Genomic DNA, 17,413 nt, shown 5'->3' with positions numbered 1-17,413 from the left:
CGACCTTTTGTTTGGAGGTCGTTTCTTGTTTATTCGTCAATTTTGATAGACATCGTCTCCGTATCCACAGTCACTTGAGCACCGATGGTGATGGTAAAGAGTGGCTGAGTATGGGCAAAGTCCAAGTCATAGAGGACGGGAATTTGTTTGAGAATCGGATGTTTGTCCAAGATATAAAAGAGCAGCTCCTCTGTCATCTGGCATTCTTTTGGAAAGCGGCCGATGAGAAGGGCCTGTGGGTTGGGATAGGCCTGAAGGAGGGCGGCAAGATTGCGGTCAAATTCCACATAATCATCTTCCTCCGCCTCTTCAACAAAGAGGACGTAGTTTTCATCTGTCGGGGTATAGGGTGTCCCACGCAGAAGTGAGAAGGTGGAAAGATTACCGCCGATAACAGTGGCTTGGGCTTGTCCGTGATGATAGACTTTCCACTCTGTTTCATGGAAGGTCAGTGAGGCATCGGGCAGATACCAGGCATTGTCGCCCCATTTTTCACTAGGAGTCAATTCATAAGAAGTCTGGCTGATGGCCTTGAGCCAGCTCTCGGTCTGATAGTCCTGCAGGGCATCCATCTTAAAGCTAGAGTAGGACGGTCCCATGTAGGTTTTCATACCAGTCTTGCTATAGATCGCGTTGAGCAAAGCTGTTGTGTCTGAGTAGCCACAGAAAATTTTAGGATTTCTAGCAATCAACTCAAAGTCCAGATAGGGCAAAAGCTCATTGCAGTTGAAACCGCCGATGGTGGCCAGAATAGCATCAACTGAGTCATCCGAAAAGGCAGCATGAATGTCTGCCACCCGACTTTCGATGGAGGCAGAGCCTAGTATATCATTTTCCAGATAATGCTCCGAAAAAGACACGGTAAATCCTAGCTTTTCCAAGCGCTCCTTGGCGGCTAGATTGGCCTCAAAGCCGCCAAGGCGTTCGATTGACGACGAGGGACTGACGACCCGAATGTGCATGCCAGATGTGAGTTTTTTCATAGAAACCTCCTTGTGATAAATTTTATAGAGTATCATAACATAAAGGCTATAGGAAGTAAAGGTAGGATTAGAGAGAATGACCATAAAAAACGGAACCAATCAGGTTCCGTTCTATTTTTAATGACTAATCTCAATACTGCCGGTGCTGGTGCGGGCGGTCAGCTTGGCTTGAGCTTGTTCATTGGTATGAATGACTCGATCGCCTATGAAGTCCTCTTGGTCGTGGCTGGTCTGCATGTCCTTGGGCAGTTCAATGTCACCTAGGTCTGTTTGCAGGTCCAGTGAGATGGCTTTGTAGGTCTCTTCGGCGAGATGGAGATCGATGGAGCCATTGCTGCTGGACATGTTGATATTGCCCTTGAGGGTCAGTTTATCACTAGTGATACTACCGTTGGAGAGACTGATTTGAGTATCGGTCAGGCTGGTTTGGATTAGCTCGATGCTACCGTTAGCACTTTCAATGCTGCCGCTCTTAATTTGGCTCTGACTGAGTTCGATCGAACCATTACTGAGATCGGCTTTTATTTTTTTGATTGTCAGGTCATTGATTGATAGGCTACCGTTAGCCAAACTGGCCTTGACCTGCTCCAAATTCCTTCCCTTAGGTAGGCTTAGAATGATTTGTTGAGTCCTTTCAAAATCTCCATTTATCAAGCCCAGTAAAGAGCGTAGACCGCTGTTAATGTTGATAAAAAAGCTGGATTCCTTAATGTATAAACTACCGTTTTCAGCCTTGCTACTGATTTTTTCGGATGTCTTGCCATCTCCTTGATAATAGGTCAAGTGAACCTTATCATCGGGTGATTCTCCAATCACAACCGAGCGGTTGCTCAGGTCTAGATTTAAGGAATGGATATTGTCATAGGTTTCTTCTTGCTTGGCCATCTTGGTGCTAGTGGCTGAGCTCCTTACCAGATCTTGCAGACCACCACTTGCTAGCCCTGCCAGTATGAGGCCTAGACCCAGAAGACAGGCAGCTATAGCAATACTGAGTATGGTTTTTCTTACTTTAGACATGACGGCCTCCTTTCCGTGCCAAGGCTTGGGCGAGTTTGACAAAGCTGAGTTTGATAAAGCGAAGGATAGGACCAATGCTGAGATAGAAGAGTCCAGCCAGTCCCAAGGCTAAAAGGCTCATACCCAAACTAAGGGCAAAAGCAGGAATCGAAGTGGTCATGCCGAGAGTCAGGCTGTCCCAAATCAGACTAGCCCCTAGGAGAAGCATAGCAAAGGTAAAGACGGCCATGACAAAAGCAAGGACACTGACGAGGAGGAAGAAAGTGAAAATCAAAGTCAAAGCCAAAATTAATAGAGGAATTGCTAGTGGAGCCGCCAAGATGGACAGAATAGCAATCTGGACGATCTGCTTACTATTTTTGACGGAGCTAGCTTCTTGGCTATCTTCTTCTATTTTCTTGTCCAGAAGATTGATGATAATCTCGTGAGCCGCTTCTTTGGGACTACCCAGCTCAGCTATAGCTGCTGCCTCTCCCTCTGGACCGACCTCGTCAAAGTACTCGGTGAAGTAGTCCATGGCTTCTTGATAGTCTTTTGCTGGCAACTTTTTCAAATAGTTATCTAGTTGAGCTAGATATTCAGTTCTTGTCATGGCGAACACTCCCTTCGATAATGCCCTTAATCATGCTGGTATAAAGCTCCCATTCATTTTTGAGCCGAACCAGTTGTTTCTGACCTGTTGGGGTCAGAGAGTAATATTTTCGTTTTCGACCTTGATATTCCTGAGAGTAAGTCGCTAAATACTGACTCTTTTCCAATTTTTTCAGGATAGGATAAAGCGTGGACTCCTTAATATCTGCAATGAGCTTGATAGTCTGGCTAATCTCATAGCCGTAGGAATCTTCTTTATCTAAAATTGCTAAAATCAGAAATTCTATCAGGGTAGAAGATGTAGGGAAATACATGCACTACCTCCTATATATAAAAATATTATATATAAACTTTCTACATATAGGATAACCCCTTTTGAACAAAAAGTCAAGTAATATATAGAAATTTTACTTATAGATATTGAAAAGGATTTCATCCTTGAAAGATAAGGGAAGTAACTCTTTTTCTCTTTATTTCCTTACAAGAACTTTACACAATTGATAGCTTTTATATTGAAATCTTTCTCTATAAAATGGTAAAATAATCTATGTCTATCTAAAAAAAGATAAGAGTGAATGAAATGACGAAATATAAGACGATTTATAAGTTTCTAGGGCAGACATTGCTATACTTTGTGATTTTCGTAGCCCTGCTTTATTTCTTTAGTTATCTTGGTCAAGGTCAAGGTGGCTTTATCTACAATGAATTTTAATGTAAGAGAGTACTATACACATGTCAAATACAGCAATTACAGATATGATTGAAGCGATTGAGCACTTTGCTCAGACGCAGCCAGATTTCCCTGTCTACAATGTCCTCGGACAAGTCCATACCTACGGAGATCTAAAGGCCGATTCCGATGCACTGGCAGCTAAGATTGATAGCTTGGGGCTGGCTCCCAAGTCACCCGTCGTTGTTTACGGTGGTCAGGAGTACGAAATGTTGGCTACTTTTGTGGCCTTGACCAAGGCTGGTCATGCTTATATTCCTATTGATAGTCACTCAGCCTTGGAGCGCGTGACTGCTATTTTGGAAGTAGCCGAACCAAGCCTGATTATTGCCATTGCGGATTTTCCGCTGGCTGATACAGATGCAAGCATTCTCAGTCTGGCAGAGGTTCGAGCGGCTTACGCAGAAAAGACTGCCTATGAGATGAGCCATCCTGTCAAGGGTGATGACAATTACTACATCATCTTTACTTCTGGTACAACTGGTAAACCTAAAGGTGTGCAAATTTCTCATGATAACCTGCTCAGCTTTACCAACTGGATGATTACAGACAAGGAATTTGCGACACCTAGCCGTCCGCAAATGCTGGCGCAACCGCCTTATTCTTTTGACTTGTCAGTTATGTACTGGGCACCGACTTTGGCGCTAGGAGGAACTCTCTATGCCCTACCTTCTAGTCTGACTCAGGACTTCAAGCAGCTATTTGAAGCGATTCTCAGCCTGCCTGTAGCAATCTGGACTTCTACACCGTCCTTTGCGGATATGGCTATGCTTTCGGAAGATTTTAATAGCCAAAAGATGCCAGGCATTACGCATTTTTACTTTGATGGAGAGGAGCTGACGGTCAAGACAGCTCAGAAATTGCGGGAGCGTTTCCCTGAGGCTCGTATTATCAATGCTTACGGCCCAACCGAAGCAACGGTGGCTCTGTCTGCAGTTGCCATCACGGATGAGATGCTAGCGACCCTCAAGCGCTTGCCAATCGGCTATACCAAGGAAGATTCTCCAACCTTTATCATCGATGAAAATGGGCAAAAATTGCCGAATGGTCAGCAGGGCGAAATCATTGTCTGTGGACCAGCTGTATCAAAGGGCTACCTCAACAATCCTGAAAAGACAGCTGAAGCCTTCTTTGAATTTGAAGGGCTACCAGCCTATCATACAGGTGATGTGGGGACGATGACTGATGAAGGTCTCCTACTCTACGGCGGTCGTATGGACTTCCAGATTAAGTTTAACGGCTATCGCATCGAGCTAGAGGATGTGTCTCAAAACCTCAACAAATCCAAGTATATCGAGGCAGCAGTAGCAGTGCCACGTTATAATAAGGACCACAAGGTGCAAAACTTATTGGCCTACGTTATTTTGAAGGACGGTGTTGCAGAGCAATTTGACCGCGAAATCGATATTACCAAGGCTATCAAAGAGGATTTACAGGATATCATGATGTCTTATATGATGCCGTCTAAGTTCCTCTATCGGGAATCTCTGCCCCTAACACCAAACGGTAAGATTGATATCAAGGGGCTGATTAGTGAGGTCAACAAGTCATGATGGATTTCTTGAAACAGCTTCCTCATCTGGAGCCTTACGGAGACCCACAGTATTTCCTTTATCTTATCTTGGCTGTTTTGCCAATCTTTATCGGACTTTTCTTTAAAAAACGCTTCCCAGTCTATGAAGCCTTGGTCAGCTTGGTCTTTATCGTCTTGATGCTGACGGGTCCCAGTCTGGCGCAGCTTTATGCCCTGCTCTTTTATGTTGTCTGGCAGACAGTCTGGGTTTATTCTTATAAATTCTACCGCAAAAAGCAGGACAGCAAGTGGATATTTTATTTGCATACAGCATTGGCGATCCTGCCCCTATTCTGGGTTAAGGTCGAACCAGCTATCAGTGGGCATCAATCACTCTTTGGCTTTTTGGGAATTTCCTATTTGACCTTTCGCTCAGTTGGTATGATTATTGAGCTGAGGGATGGCGTGCTGACTGATTTCAGCCTCTGGGAATTCCTCCGCTTTATGCTCTTTATGCCTACTTTTTCTAGTGGTCCCATTGATCGTTTCAAGCGTTTCAATGAAAATTATCTCCAAATTCCAGAGCGTGATGAGCTTCTAGATATGCTGGAGCAGTCGGTCAAGTATATCATGCTGGGCTTTCTCTATAAGTTTGTCCTGGCCCATATCTTTGGCCACATGATTTTAGGGCATGTCAAGACCTATGCCCTCTATACTGGCGGTTTCTTCAATCTGGGAACGCTAGGCGTCATGTATGTCTTTGGTCTGGATCTCTTCTTTGACTTTGCTGGTTATTCGATGTTTGCGGTGGCCATTTCCAATCTCATGGGCATCAAGAGCCCTATCAACTTTGACAAGCCTTTTGTTTCACGCGATTTGAAGGAATTCTGGAATCGCTGGCACATGAGCCTGTCCTTTTGGTTCCGTGACTTTGTCTTTATGCGCTTGGTCATGGTGCTCATGCGCAACAAGGTCTTTAAAAACCGCAATACGACTTCCAGTGTAGCCTATATAATCAATATGTTGGTCATGGGCTTCTGGCATGGTGTGACCTGGTACTATATCGCCTATGGTCTTTTCCACGGTTTGGGCTTGGTGGTCAATGACGCTTGGCTCCGTAAGAAAAAGACCATCAATAAAGAGCGTAAAAGCAAGGGACTACCGGCCCTGCCTGACAACAAGTGGACCCAAGCGCTGGGGGTTGTTATCACCTTCCATGTTGTCATGTTCTCATTCTTGATCTTCTCAGGATTTTTGAATGACCTTTGGTTTAAAAAATAAAATGTAAATGAGGAAACTAAAATGGATGTAAAAGCAGAAGTAATTGAAATTATTGACGAATTATTTATGGAAGATGTTTCGGACATGATGGACGAGGATTTGTTTGATGCTGGTGTTTTGGACAGCATGGGGACAGTAGAGCTGATTGTTGAGCTGGAAAACCGTTTTGACATCCGTGTGCCAGTATCAGAATTTGGCCGCGATGACTGGAATACAGCCAATAAAATCGTTGAAGGCGTAACGGAGCTTCGTAATGCTTAAACGACTCTGGCTGATTCTGGGGCCGGTCTTCTGCGCCTTGGTCATGGTCGCCCTGCTCTTTTTCTTCTATCCGCTTGAGAAAAAGCACGATGTGGAAGCAGAGAAGCGGGCAGCTGTGACCCTTACAGCAGAAACGTTCAAAAGCCGTAGCAAAAAAATGACGGCCCTGACAGATCAAGATACCCGTTTTGTGCCCTACTTTGGCTCCAGCGAATGGCTGCGCTTTGACAGTATGCACCCAGCTGTTTTGGCTGAAAAGTATGACCGCAATTACCGACCTTATTTTCTAGGGCAGCGGGGGGCGGCTTCGCTCAACCAATATTTTGGGATGCAGCAGATGACCTCTGAGCTGGAAAATAAGACGGCTGTTTATGTCGTTTCTCCGCAATGGTTTACCAAAAAAGGCTATGACGCTGCGGCTTTTCAGCAGTATTTCAATAGCGACCAGCTAGCTGGCTTTCTCAGCTGGCAGGACGGTGGCGTAGGCGCTCAGTATGCAGCCCAGCGACTTTTGCAGCTCTATCCCAACATTGCTATGGGGGATATTGTCAGGAAAGTGGCCGATGGAAGCCAACTGACTTCTTTTGAGCAGCAGTATATTAATACTATGAGCCGGATTTATCAGCGGGAGGATGCATTTTTCAGTACATTTGCTGCTGGTAATAATGGCAACTATGACACGAAGGTTTTGCCTCAGCTTTCCCGTCTTCCAGATGAATTCTCTTATGAAGAATTGGAAAAACTGGCTACTGCAGATGCTGTCAAGCAGACCAATAACAATGATTTAGGCATTGATAACGACTTTTATAAGAAGCGTTTAGCTAGAAAAATCAAGAAGTTCAAAGGATTCCAATCCAAACAGTCTTACGAAAAGTCTCCTGAGTACAATGATTTGCAGCTAGTTTTGGAACAATTTGCCAAATCCCATACCAATGTTATCTTTGTCATTCCACCGGTCAATGCCAAATGGATGGCCTATACTGGACTGAGCGAAGAGATGTACCAGCGGACGGTTGAGAAGATTAAGTTCCAGCTGGAGAGTCAAGGATTTACAAATATTGCTGACTTTTCTAAGGACGGCGATAAGCCTTACTTCATGCAGGACACGATCCACATGGGCTGGAATGGCTGGCTGGCTTTCGACAAGGCTGTCGATCCTTTTGTGTCTAATCCTCAACCTGCTCCGAATTATCAGATCAATGAAAAATTCTTCAGTAAGGAGTGGGCTAATTACACGGGCGATTATGAGGAATTTGTCAAATAAGAATGCAAGCTAGAAGGAGAAGCCATGATTCGCTTGGCGGAAATGCAAGATATATCAGCGATTTTAGCAATTTTTGGTCAGGCTAGGGAGTTTATGCGGACTATGGGAAATCCCAGTCAGTGGCCAGCTTCCTATCCGAATCGTCAGCTGGTAGAGGAAGATATTCGGGCGGGGCACTGCTATGTCTTTGAAGAGGCTGGGGAAGTTGTTGGAACCTTTGCGCTCATCATCGGACCAGATCCAACCTACCAAGAGATTGAAGGTGCTTGGCATTTATCAGAGCCTTACGGTACAATCCATCGTATCGCTTCAAATGGACAAGTCAAGGGTCTGGCTTACCTGTTTTTTGACTTTTGCCTGCAGCAGATTCCCTATCTTCGCATTGATACGCATGAAGATAACCAGCCGATGCAGGCAGCCATTCGCCGCTACGGTTTTAGCCAGTGTGGCACGATTTATTTGCCAGATGGCAGCCCTCGCCTTGCCTACGATTATCATCAATAAAAAAGTCTGCTTATTGGGATTATCGAGGATTCTTAATGAATTAATTAGTTCCATATGATTCTTTTTAATGATGTTATAGTCACAATTAGACTATAATTCGTATAGGATCTTTTGTTTATACTAAAATACTCCACAATACCTCTATGTTATAGAGATGATAGGTTCTATAGCTATAGCGCTTGATAGAAATATAAAAATAGATGTGGATAAAATTGTGATTCATTTAATGAGAGTAGTGACAATAGACGACAGTTTAAATGGATTGTATAGTCTTTATAAGAATAAGTAATTTCTCATATGGAATTATCTCCTGATAATTGTTGCAATAAGTATTTATAATTCAAATATGATGAATAGTTGGACAAATATGCTATTTACGTTAGCTTAGAAGGCGCCTAATATGTAAAGATTTTATAGGATACCATAAGGATGTTGATTTATGAGAAAAGGTAGGATGTGGCGTACTATTGCCTTAATGCCTTATATAAAATGAAAAGAAAGTTTCTACTGGAAGTATAAAGTGGTAAATAGATTCTACTGTCTAAGGATAGGTACGAAAAGAGACTTAAGAAATAATAGATATAGTTTAATTATTTAATAAGTAACATGGGAATCTGTTTTTAGCAGTACTTTGTACTTCAAAATTGACAAACTCTTATAAATATGATAAATTAAAGGAGTAATAAAAACACAAAAGGAGACACCTATGTCAGTTATTAGTTTAACCCCAGAACAGCTAAAAGAACAAGCACGTATTTATACTAGTGCTAAAGATCAGATTGAACAAGCAATTCAAACTGTTAATAAAACAAACGGTGAAATTGCATCACAGTGGAAAGGTCAAGCTTTTAATGCTTACCTCGAACAATATAATCAACTATATACTCATGTTCAAAAATTTGAAGAACTTTTAGTAAGTATTAATCAACAATTGAACAACTATGCTCAAACTGTTGCTGAACGCGACCAACATGATGCGCAAAGTTTTGGTTTGTAAAAAGAATTGAGGGGCGTCAGGGAAACTTGACGCTTATTTTTGTTATGAAAAAAAAAGCAAAATTACAGATTCTATTTATATGTTGTTTGTTACTACCTCAATTAGTGTTTGCAGATGATGGGAAGTTAAAGCTAGACACAGATATTATTACAAATGGTACTCAGGAAAATAATAATGCCAATCTAATCGAATCAAAGTATGCACCTAACCTGTTCTTGAATCGAACAAAAAAAGCGGTGGATGAAAGAAATCGGACAACTAAAGAGTTACTGCAAGAAGCAGAAATAAATATTTTTAAGCAAGAGAAAAGTTTTTCTATTTATGGATTAGATACACTTCAATTAAAAAAATCACTATTTACAGACTATAAATTAGCTGAAGGTTTTTCTGTAACTAAACATAATAATAAAAAAATTGGAAAAGGAATATTTAATATATTGATTGCTGTTTTTTTAATTTTTATGACTACTGCAGGAATATTTTTAGGAAGGAAATGGCATGGACTTAGGAAAAGTAGAGATAACAATAGAATATAAACAGAGAAAATTAGATATTAGAGTTTCAAAGTCTCTAACTTGGATAAATTTTAAGAAGATATTGAATAATAGAGTGATTAGAACAAAACTGGGGCTGCCAGTTGATGATCAATTTTGGTTTAAAGTAAAAAATAAACATATTCATATAGAAGGAAATGATATTTTAGCCAATTATCCTATTAGTAATGGAGATATACTAGAAATTATCGGTTAGAAAGAAGAATTAGGAAGGGTAGTAATATATGTTTGACGGGGATAAGCTAATTTTTTTGAAGGCGGAGAATAAAGTTACTGTTCAAGTTTCCTCTTCAGGATATGACAGAGAACGGCTAGATGCTATCAAAGAATACTGTCGTGTTGCGATAAGACAAGAAAATGGTTCGCTGTGTTTAGATTATGAAATACCTGCATATTTTAAAACAGTTACAGAGGAGTTGTTATCATTAAAGACAGAATTGGAGCGATTTGCTCTAGCCCAAAAAATGACTTCTATAGAATTGGGAGAAAATAATTTTAAAATTCCTTATATACATCCAGAAAATATTGTTATTTTAGGTGGGAAAGTGAAGATGCTTCATCGAGGGATTGAGAAGTTATTGTCTCCACGGATATATGATGAAGAATTTTGTCTAGCATCCTACAAAGCATTGATGGTATCTATTTTAGTGCCAAAAGTAGATTTTGAGTTGGCTGTTAGTGGGTTAGATGCTGTTAAAGATAAAATTGCTCAGGATATTATTCCTTTAAGAACTTTGGAAGAAATCAATCAGTATGTTTCTGAAAAATATTATACATTGTCAAAAAAGAGTTCGATAGAGAATATTTTGGTCAATACTAAAAAATGGAAAGGTCTATTGATTGCTACGTCGGTTCTAGCTGTTGTTTCTGCGGTTCTTAGTTTCACAACTTATCAATCTATGTTCAAGGATGGACCTTTAAAATCTGCAGTCATCATGGCACAATCAAACTTTATGAGAAAAGATTTTTCTGAGACGGTCGAATCGCTAAAGGCTTATAGTGTAGATTCATTACCTAAAGAGGCGAAATACATTCTAGCAGCTAGTTATGTTCGTTTAGATAGTTTGAGTGATAAGCAAAAAGAAACAGTATTAAATACGATTACGGAATCTAGTGATGATACTATTTTGAATTATTGGATTTATTTGGGTCGTGGAAAATTTGAAAAGGCACTGGATGTAGCCCAGAATATTGGAGATACCCAACTTATTCTGCATGCTTATACAAATCTTTATGAATCAGTCAGGTCAAATGTAAATATGAATGGTTCAGAGAAACAGAAAAAATTGAGTGAATATGAGAAAAAAATAAAGGAATTATCCTCAGAAATTGGTGAAAAAAGTACGGATGACAGTAGTCACTCTAAAGATACTTTTTCATCAAAAGGAAATGGTGAGTAGTTGATGGAAGAAAATAAGAACGTATACTATCACCAGCTAGGTGATCAACTTTTCGAAGAGTATCATCCCCTCTACACGTTACTAATAGAAACGAGAGAACTCTTAACTGCTAATCTAGTAGATTCACAGTCTATTTTACTGAATGGTAGTGCATATAAATTGGAGAACCAGACTGTTTATCGAAATGGAGATATCTTAAAGTTAGGAGAGACAGTTTTTGGTGAGGAAAAAGTCACTTTATTAGAGTCTGAAAAAGAAATCTTTACGACCTATATTTTTGCTCCGACAGAGCTTTTCATTTGCAGTAGTCAGGAAGAAGCTGATCTGAAGATTAGTTCTTCAACAGTTTTGATTTTCTCCGATAAACAAGTACAGATTGAAATTGGTGATAGGCCAGTTTATCTTAATTATAAACTAATTGAAGAAAGTGGGTTATTTCCATTTGAAATAGGAGATATGATTGCTACTGCTCAGCATTTCATTGAAAAGCGAAAGTTACAATGGAAAATTTCTTCTCTCTACTCAATTCCTATTTTTAATCTAGAGAAAATATTAGTTGAAGAGTGTGCAAGCGAATATCCTCAAGATTTTCCAGCATATCGCAGAAGCCCTCGGATTAATCCCTCCATTTATAGTTCAAAAATTCATATTAATCAACCTCCTTTGCCGATAAAACCAGCCAAAAATTCATTAGTAAGAGCGATTGTCCCTGCACTTGGGATGTTCGCAATTACAGCTTTTAGTAGTTTTGTTTTCAAAGGGAACCCGCTGATGATGATTGGGATGGGTGGGTTTAGCCTGCTAACTGCTGGTACAACCATGAGCCAGTATTTTGAAGAAAGAAAAGATAATAAAGAGCAGGAGCGTATTCGGGTAGAAGATTATGAAAAATACTTGCTTAAGCAAGTTTCAGAATTAAATCGATATTATCAAGAAGAGGCAGCGATTCTAAGGTATAATCAACCAGAAATTCAAGTTTTAGCAGATATGATTGCTCGGTATGATTCTCGTATTTACGAACGCTTAGATTACAATGAGGATTTTTTGCAACTTTCTCTTGGGCTTGGTAATAAAGTAAGTCAGCTCCAATTGCAAACGAATTTTGATATTCAAAGTAAAGATGAGTCATCTAAATTTGCACAAAAGGTTCTTCAAAAATATCAGATGCAAAGACAGGTTCCTATTACTGTCAATATTGCACAAGCGACGGTCGGATTGATTGGTAATCAAGAAGTTACCAAGACAGCTATTTATAATTTGCTTTTGCAGTTGGCAATTTTTCATAGTTATTTAGATGTGAACTTTATTAATTTGGTTCATGAGCATGATTATGAGAAAGATTGGTCAGAATGGCGTTTTTTACCTCATTTCAAAATGCAGGAACGAAATATTCGAGGTTTTGTGCATGATGCTCGAAGTCGTGATGCAGTTTTAAATTCTTTTTATCGTATTATCCAAAAGCGCTCTCAGCTAAAAAAAGAGATGGGTGAGAAAGATGCACGATTTAAGCCTCACTATGTTTTAACCATTTTAGATGACTCACATCTTTTAGGTCATAGTTTAAACGAATATCTTGCAAAAGATTTGACAGAACTTGGTGTTACTGTTATTTGGGTAAAAGAAGCTCAGCGTTTATTGCCTGAAACAGTCACAACATTGATTGAATATAAAAATAAGAATGCTGGGCAGATTATCAATGACGGTCGAAATTACAGCGCTCAGACATTTTGTCCATATTCAGCTTTGCCGACTTACGAACAATGCGTTCGGACATTGGCAAATTTAGAACACCTTGAAGTTGAAAAAAATACGATTCCTAAGTCTGTTTCTTTCTTAGAGCTGTATAAGGTTAAAACAGTAGAAGAAATAGATTTAGGTTCGAATTGGCGAAGGGCTGATACTTCAAAGACATTGGCAGTTCCTTTAGGACTGCGTGGGAAAGATGATGTTGTTGAGTTGAATCTTCATGAGCGAGCTCATGGGCCGCACGGACTCGTGGCCGGAACCACGGGTTCAGGGAAATCGGAAATTCTTCAATCCTATATTCTATCTTTAGCAGTAAATTTCAGTCCAGAGGATGTTGGATTCCTTACCATTGACTTTAAAGGTGGAGGAATGGCCAATCTTTTCAACAATCTTCCTCATATGCTTGGGGCAATTACGAATTTAGATGGGGCTTCAAGTGCACGTGCTTTAGCCTCTATTAAGGCGGAACTGCAAAAGCGTCAAAGATTGTTTAGTCAATTTGGAGTGAACCATATCAATGGTTATACTAAATTGTATAAAGAAGGACAGTTAGCTGCTGATAAGGATTCTTTTCCAAGCAAGCCTTTACCACATCTATTTCTTATCAGTGATGAATTTGCAGAGTTGAAACAGCATGAGCCAGAATTTATGACAGAACTTGTATCAACTGCTCGTATTGGACGCTCTCTTGGGGTTCACCTTATCCTCGCGACTCAAAAACCGTCAGGTGTTGTTAATGATCAAATATGGTCTAACTCGCGTTTTAAATTAGCCTTAAAAGTTTCAGATGCATCAGATTCGTCTGAAATTATAAAAACACCAGATGCAGCAAGTATCAAAGAACCAGGACGTGCTTATCTACAAGTTGGAAATAATGAAATATACGAATTATTCCAATCCGCTTGGAGTGGTGCAGCCTATGCTCCGCAGGGAGATGATAAAAAAGAGACGGTTGATGAACGGATTTGGCTGATTAATGATTTAGGACAATATGAGCTGCTATCTGAGGATTTATCAATTGATGAGGATTATACAACTACAGAGTCTGAAGAAATCACTGAGCTTGATGCACTTGTGAACTATATTTCTGAATTTACTAGTCATTTTTCTATTACTATGCCAGATAGACCTTGGCTGGAGCCATTGGAGACAAGGATTATATCACCAGAAACGGATGTGCATTGGACAGATAAAAAAGTTTTGGCGGTTCCTTTTGCTAAGATGGATATACCTACTGAGCAGAGACAAACTAATTTTAACTTTGACATAGAAAAGATGGGTCATACTGTCTTTTACGGTTCCCCTGGTTTTGGTAAGTCTGTTGCACTCCAAACCTTGGTGATGAATCTTGCTCGACTAAATACTCCAGAACAAGTCCATGTTAATTTGTTTGATTTTGGTACAAATGGTCTGCTACCGCTTAAGGAGTTACCGCATATAGTTGATTTGACAAGATTTGATGAAGAAGAAAAACTAGTTAAATTCTTAAAGAGAATTGATCATGAATTGAAAGCTCGCAAGGAGAAATTTGCGGCTTACAATGTAGCAAGTCTTTCTCAATATGAGCAGAAATCTGGTGAAAAGCTTCCGATAATTTTAACCATTTTTGATGGATTTGATTCTATAAAGGATACACCTTTAGAAGAGTCAATTGAAAATTTGGTTAATCGAATTCTACGTGAGGGAGCTAGTTTAGGCTGTTATGTGATTTTAACAGTTCTTCGTTCGAATAGTCTTAAAATTAGTATGTCAAGCAATATAACTTCACGGATGGCCTTCTTCATGGTAGATGAAGGGGCTGCTAAAGAAATAGTAGGTCGCGAGGCCCTCATTCAGCAAGAAATTTTCGGACGTGCTCAAATTAAAGAAGATATCCCTTATGCTATTCAGGTCTATTTACCTACGGGTGGTGACAATGATATTGAGCGCCTCTATCAGTTAGAAGAGGAAATTAAGACGATATCAAATATGTGGACGGGGGTACGTCCAGAGTCAATTCCAATGTTGCCAAATGAGATTACAATGGAAGATTTTGAGCAGGCAAAGGAAACACAGACTATGCTGCATCAAGTACAAGTTCCAATAGGTTATGATAAAGAAACAACAAAGATTGTTGGCTTTAATCCAGAAGAGCACGGCTACTTTGTGATTATGGATGATACGCCTCAGCAGACAGAAATGCTTGAAGTCATTATCATGAAGGCCCTTAAACAATTGGAAGGAAAAGCTCAACGCATTGTTTTTGATCTAGAGGGTCGATTTGCTAATCAGGCTGATTGTGACTCAGTTATCACATCAGAAGAATTTAGTGCAGTCATTACGGATATCGTTGGTGAAATAGAGCGCAGACTTCATGGAGGACATAAGATCCCAATGATTGTGTATATGCCAGATATACATATTCTTAACGAGAAAATGTTAATCTCATTTAATACTTTAGAATCTATTCTGAAAAATGCAGCTAAAGCAGGAGTTTATTTCATTTTCCACGGTCATCAAAAGACTATTGAAAACAAATTTGATGAGTTCAGTAAGCGATTGCGGTCAAATATGCCGGCAGGCATCTTTGGTACTAGATTTATGGATCAAGGGATGATCAAAGGGAAAACGAATTATAATGAACCGCTTCTGGAAGTAGATGAAGTTCACTTCTTTGTAGGAAGAGAAGTTTATAGGATCAAGTTGCCTAACAGATGATTAATGTAAACATACCCGTTAGATTTTTGAAAGTGGGTATGTTTTTTTGTATTACCTCACCTTACTAGCTATTCTATTTTAAATATGATAAAATAAAAGCGATATTTTATATTGATAGTAAAAGGAGAAATGAGATGAGCTCGTATTATAGAGATGTAGCTGCAAGATTTCGAAGGAGAGCCGCAGAAGCTCAAGCTGCTAAAACTGAAATTGATGGAAAAATTACTAAGTTAAAAAATGCTAGTAGTAAATTAGCAACAGAAATTCAATCTATAGGCAATAAAAGTAGATCACTTGGTCAGATAATTCCGTTGGATTCTACAAGTTTTAAGGGAAGTCGTCAAGAAGATTTTGAAGCACAATTTTATGCTCTAGGAACTCATATCTCTAATTTCTGTATTAGCCATAGCAATAACAAGACAGCTATTGATGACAAGATTCGCTCTCTTAAGTCAGAGTCGGAAGGTTTGCAGTCTACGATTAATTCTTATTATCGGCAGGCTCGTATTTATGATTGTATGGAATAGGAGGTAGATATGAAACCAACAGGCGTAGATGAAGCTAGATGGAATAGTATTACTAAGGGTGTATCGTCCTCAACGACAAATATTGGTCGTATAAAGGATTTGACTTTCAAAAAAACAGATCTCACCCCTTTTACAACGTTTAATGAGGTGTTAGAGCACTTTAATAAATCAATCGTTAAACTGAAAGATTTTACCCGTACTGATGCTTCTAAGATGGAGCAAGCTGCGAATAATAAAGTTCAGGATGACGCTCGAGAAGCAGGTGCTATTCAAGCTGGGGGACGATGCGATGAAAGAAGAACAGCTATCTTTATTTAAGCAAGCTCTTAGTCGCATAGAGGTGACTGAACAGGCTAAAGAATTTTTATTCGCGGTTTCTATGACTCTCTCAGGACATCCGGAAGTCTTTCGCAAGTGTTATTTGGCTTTTATGAATGGAGAGGACTCTTATCACTACCATCCGATGATTGGTGCTCCACTAGATTTTTTCTTTGAAGGTTCTGAAGTTCGAGTGAAGCGTCTCAAAGAAGAGGTTGTTCTTTCGCGAGGTCACTTTATCCAATATGCTTCTTATGTTGATCTTTGTTTTAGCCGTATTTATCCTTTAGGCAGTGTTGTAGAGTTGGATCGAGACCTTCTTCCACAAGATTTGGTTGCAGCCTTTGAGAGTGAGCAGATGGACTTTTTTGTCGTTCTTTCTGGTCGTAGAGTAGTGATGGAAACGGGAAGCTACATAGATTACATAGGATATACATGGCCTTTTGGGTTGCGATTTGATACGGCTCCCTTGTTTGTAAGCAATCTCTTCATCAAGCGAGTCGTATCGGAAGGATATACAGAAATGACAGATGAGCGCTATTGTCAAGAGGTCTTCCGCAGAGAGTATTTCAATGAGGGCATTGTTTCTAGCGTATATGGAGAGGAGATAGTGAATGAAGATTGATTTATCTGAGGTACAAGCTCAGAAATCGGCCTTGGGTACATCTGTAGGTAGTATCAAGGGCGAGCTAACCAAGGCCAGAAGCTGTTTGTCCCAAGTTGTCTCTACAGATAGTCTCAAAGGGACAGTGAAGGAAGCCATTAACCAGAAGGTGACCAACTATCAGATACCACTGGTTGATAACTATGTCAATGCCCTAGATAGCATTGTCAGTCGCTATGATGGGATTATCAAGCTTTTTAAGGAGACGGTTGGTGAGACCAATGATAGTGCGATTATCAATACGGAGTATCTGGAGCGAGTCAAGCAGAGGATGAAAGACCCCATTGAAGGCTTAAGTAAGATTTCGACACGAACACAGAGTATTTACTCGGATATTAGTGATATTATTTCTCTGAGTAATCCTAG

19 protein-coding genes are annotated in these 17,413 nt (G+C 39.9%); 15 read left to right on the top strand and 4 right to left on the bottom strand.

What is annotated here, in order from left to right; all coding sequences use genetic code 11:
- Positions 1 to 29: 29 nt before the first annotated feature.
- The 4 genes from D8790_RS09485 to D8790_RS09470 form a co-directional block, all read right to left on the bottom strand.
- Positions 30 to 983, bottom strand: coding sequence for a S66 family peptidase (locus tag D8790_RS09485; protein WP_125379148.1), 954 nt, complete (start codon positions 981 to 983; stop codon positions 30 to 32).
- Positions 984 to 1,100: 117 nt separating this feature from the next.
- Entirely contained in the window at positions 1,101 to 2,000 is a 900-nt protein-coding gene (locus tag D8790_RS09480; protein WP_125379147.1) for a DUF4097 family beta strand repeat-containing protein, read from the bottom strand.
- Complete coding sequence (locus tag D8790_RS09475; RefSeq protein WP_125379146.1) at positions 1,993 to 2,592, bottom strand: DUF1700 domain-containing protein; 600 nt, start codon at positions 2,590 to 2,592, stop codon at positions 1,993 to 1,995. Before D8790_RS09475 ends, D8790_RS09480 begins: the two co-directional genes overlap by 8 nt.
- Positions 2,579 to 2,905, bottom strand: coding sequence for a PadR family transcriptional regulator (locus D8790_RS09470; protein WP_125379145.1), 327 nt, complete (start codon positions 2,903 to 2,905; stop codon positions 2,579 to 2,581). Before D8790_RS09470 ends, D8790_RS09475 begins: the two co-directional genes overlap by 14 nt.
- A gap of 266 nt (positions 2,906 to 3,171) precedes the next feature.
- Between D8790_RS09470 and D8790_RS09465 the strand changes: the two genes are divergently transcribed.
- From D8790_RS09465 to D8790_RS09395, 15 genes are all read left to right on the top strand, one after another.
- Entirely contained in the window at positions 3,172 to 3,303 is a 132-nt protein-coding gene (locus D8790_RS09465; RefSeq protein WP_125379144.1) for a teichoic acid D-Ala incorporation-associated protein DltX, read from the top strand.
- Between the two features lie 20 nt (positions 3,304 to 3,323).
- Complete coding sequence (gene dltA / locus D8790_RS09460; RefSeq protein ID WP_125388407.1) at positions 3,324 to 4,874, top strand: D-alanine--poly(phosphoribitol) ligase subunit DltA; 1,551 nt, start codon at positions 3,324 to 3,326, stop codon at positions 4,872 to 4,874.
- Complete coding sequence (dltB, locus tag D8790_RS09455) at positions 4,871 to 6,115, top strand: D-alanyl-lipoteichoic acid biosynthesis protein DltB (protein WP_125388406.1); 1,245 nt, start codon at positions 4,871 to 4,873, stop codon at positions 6,113 to 6,115. The genes dltA and dltB overlap by 4 nt, the downstream gene beginning before the upstream one ends.
- A 21-nt stretch (positions 6,116 to 6,136) precedes the next feature.
- Positions 6,137 to 6,376 carry a D-alanine--poly(phosphoribitol) ligase subunit DltC gene (gene dltC / locus D8790_RS09450; protein WP_005591431.1) on the top strand — a complete coding sequence of 80 codons (240 nt, stop codon included), beginning with the start codon at positions 6,137 to 6,139 and terminating at the stop codon, positions 6,374 to 6,376.
- On the top strand, positions 6,369 to 7,640 hold the full coding sequence (dltD, locus tag D8790_RS09445; RefSeq protein WP_125388405.1) for a D-alanyl-lipoteichoic acid biosynthesis protein DltD: 1,272 nt from the start codon (positions 6,369 to 6,371) through the stop codon (positions 7,638 to 7,640). Before dltC ends, dltD begins: the two co-directional genes overlap by 8 nt.
- 24 nt (positions 7,641 to 7,664) lie before the next feature.
- Positions 7,665 to 8,144: a GNAT family N-acetyltransferase gene (locus D8790_RS09440; protein ID WP_125388404.1), complete on the top strand. Its 480-nt coding sequence runs from the start codon at positions 7,665 to 7,667 to the stop codon at positions 8,142 to 8,144.
- Between the two features lie 706 nt (positions 8,145 to 8,850).
- On the top strand, positions 8,851 to 9,141 hold the full coding sequence (locus D8790_RS09435) for a WXG100 family type VII secretion target (RefSeq protein WP_061421940.1): 291 nt from the start codon (positions 8,851 to 8,853) through the stop codon (positions 9,139 to 9,141).
- 44 nt (positions 9,142 to 9,185) lie between these two features.
- Entirely contained in the window at positions 9,186 to 9,677 is a 492-nt protein-coding gene (essA, locus tag D8790_RS09430) for a type VII secretion protein EssA (protein ID WP_125388403.1), read from the top strand.
- Positions 9,640 to 9,891: an EsaB/YukD family protein gene (locus D8790_RS09425; RefSeq protein ID WP_125388402.1), complete on the top strand. Its 252-nt coding sequence runs from the start codon at positions 9,640 to 9,642 to the stop codon at positions 9,889 to 9,891. Before essA ends, D8790_RS09425 begins: the two co-directional genes overlap by 38 nt.
- A 28-nt stretch (positions 9,892 to 9,919) precedes the next feature.
- Positions 9,920 to 11,095, top strand: coding sequence for a type VII secretion protein EssB (gene essB, locus D8790_RS09420; protein WP_125388401.1), 1,176 nt, complete (start codon positions 9,920 to 9,922; stop codon positions 11,093 to 11,095).
- Between the two features lie 3 nt (positions 11,096 to 11,098).
- Positions 11,099 to 15,538: a type VII secretion protein EssC gene (gene essC / locus D8790_RS09415; RefSeq protein ID WP_125388400.1), complete on the top strand. Its 4,440-nt coding sequence runs from the start codon at positions 11,099 to 11,101 to the stop codon at positions 15,536 to 15,538.
- 134 nt (positions 15,539 to 15,672) lie between these two features.
- Positions 15,673 to 16,065: a YwqH-like family protein gene (locus D8790_RS09410; protein WP_125388399.1), complete on the top strand. Its 393-nt coding sequence runs from the start codon at positions 15,673 to 15,675 to the stop codon at positions 16,063 to 16,065.
- A gap of 9 nt (positions 16,066 to 16,074) precedes the next feature.
- Positions 16,075 to 16,383, top strand: coding sequence for a variable surface protein mvspG (locus D8790_RS09405; protein ID WP_125388398.1), 309 nt, complete (start codon positions 16,075 to 16,077; stop codon positions 16,381 to 16,383).
- A complete protein-coding gene (locus D8790_RS09400) occupies positions 16,355 to 17,008 on the top strand; it encodes a DUF4176 domain-containing protein (protein ID WP_125388397.1) in 654 nt (217 codons plus the stop codon). Before D8790_RS09405 ends, D8790_RS09400 begins: the two co-directional genes overlap by 29 nt.
- Positions 16,998 to 17,413: T7SS effector LXG polymorphic toxin (locus D8790_RS09395; RefSeq protein WP_221765902.1), on the top strand; the 416-nt coding region annotated here is incomplete at its 3' end. The genes D8790_RS09400 and D8790_RS09395, both read left to right, overlap by 11 nt.

It is taken from the genome of Streptococcus cristatus (assembly GCF_003943535.1).
GTDB lineage: Bacteria > Bacillota > Bacilli > Lactobacillales > Streptococcaceae > Streptococcus > Streptococcus cristatus_L.
The sequence above is the reverse complement of the archived record's forward strand: the minus strand, read 5'-3'. Positions and strand labels throughout refer to the sequence as shown.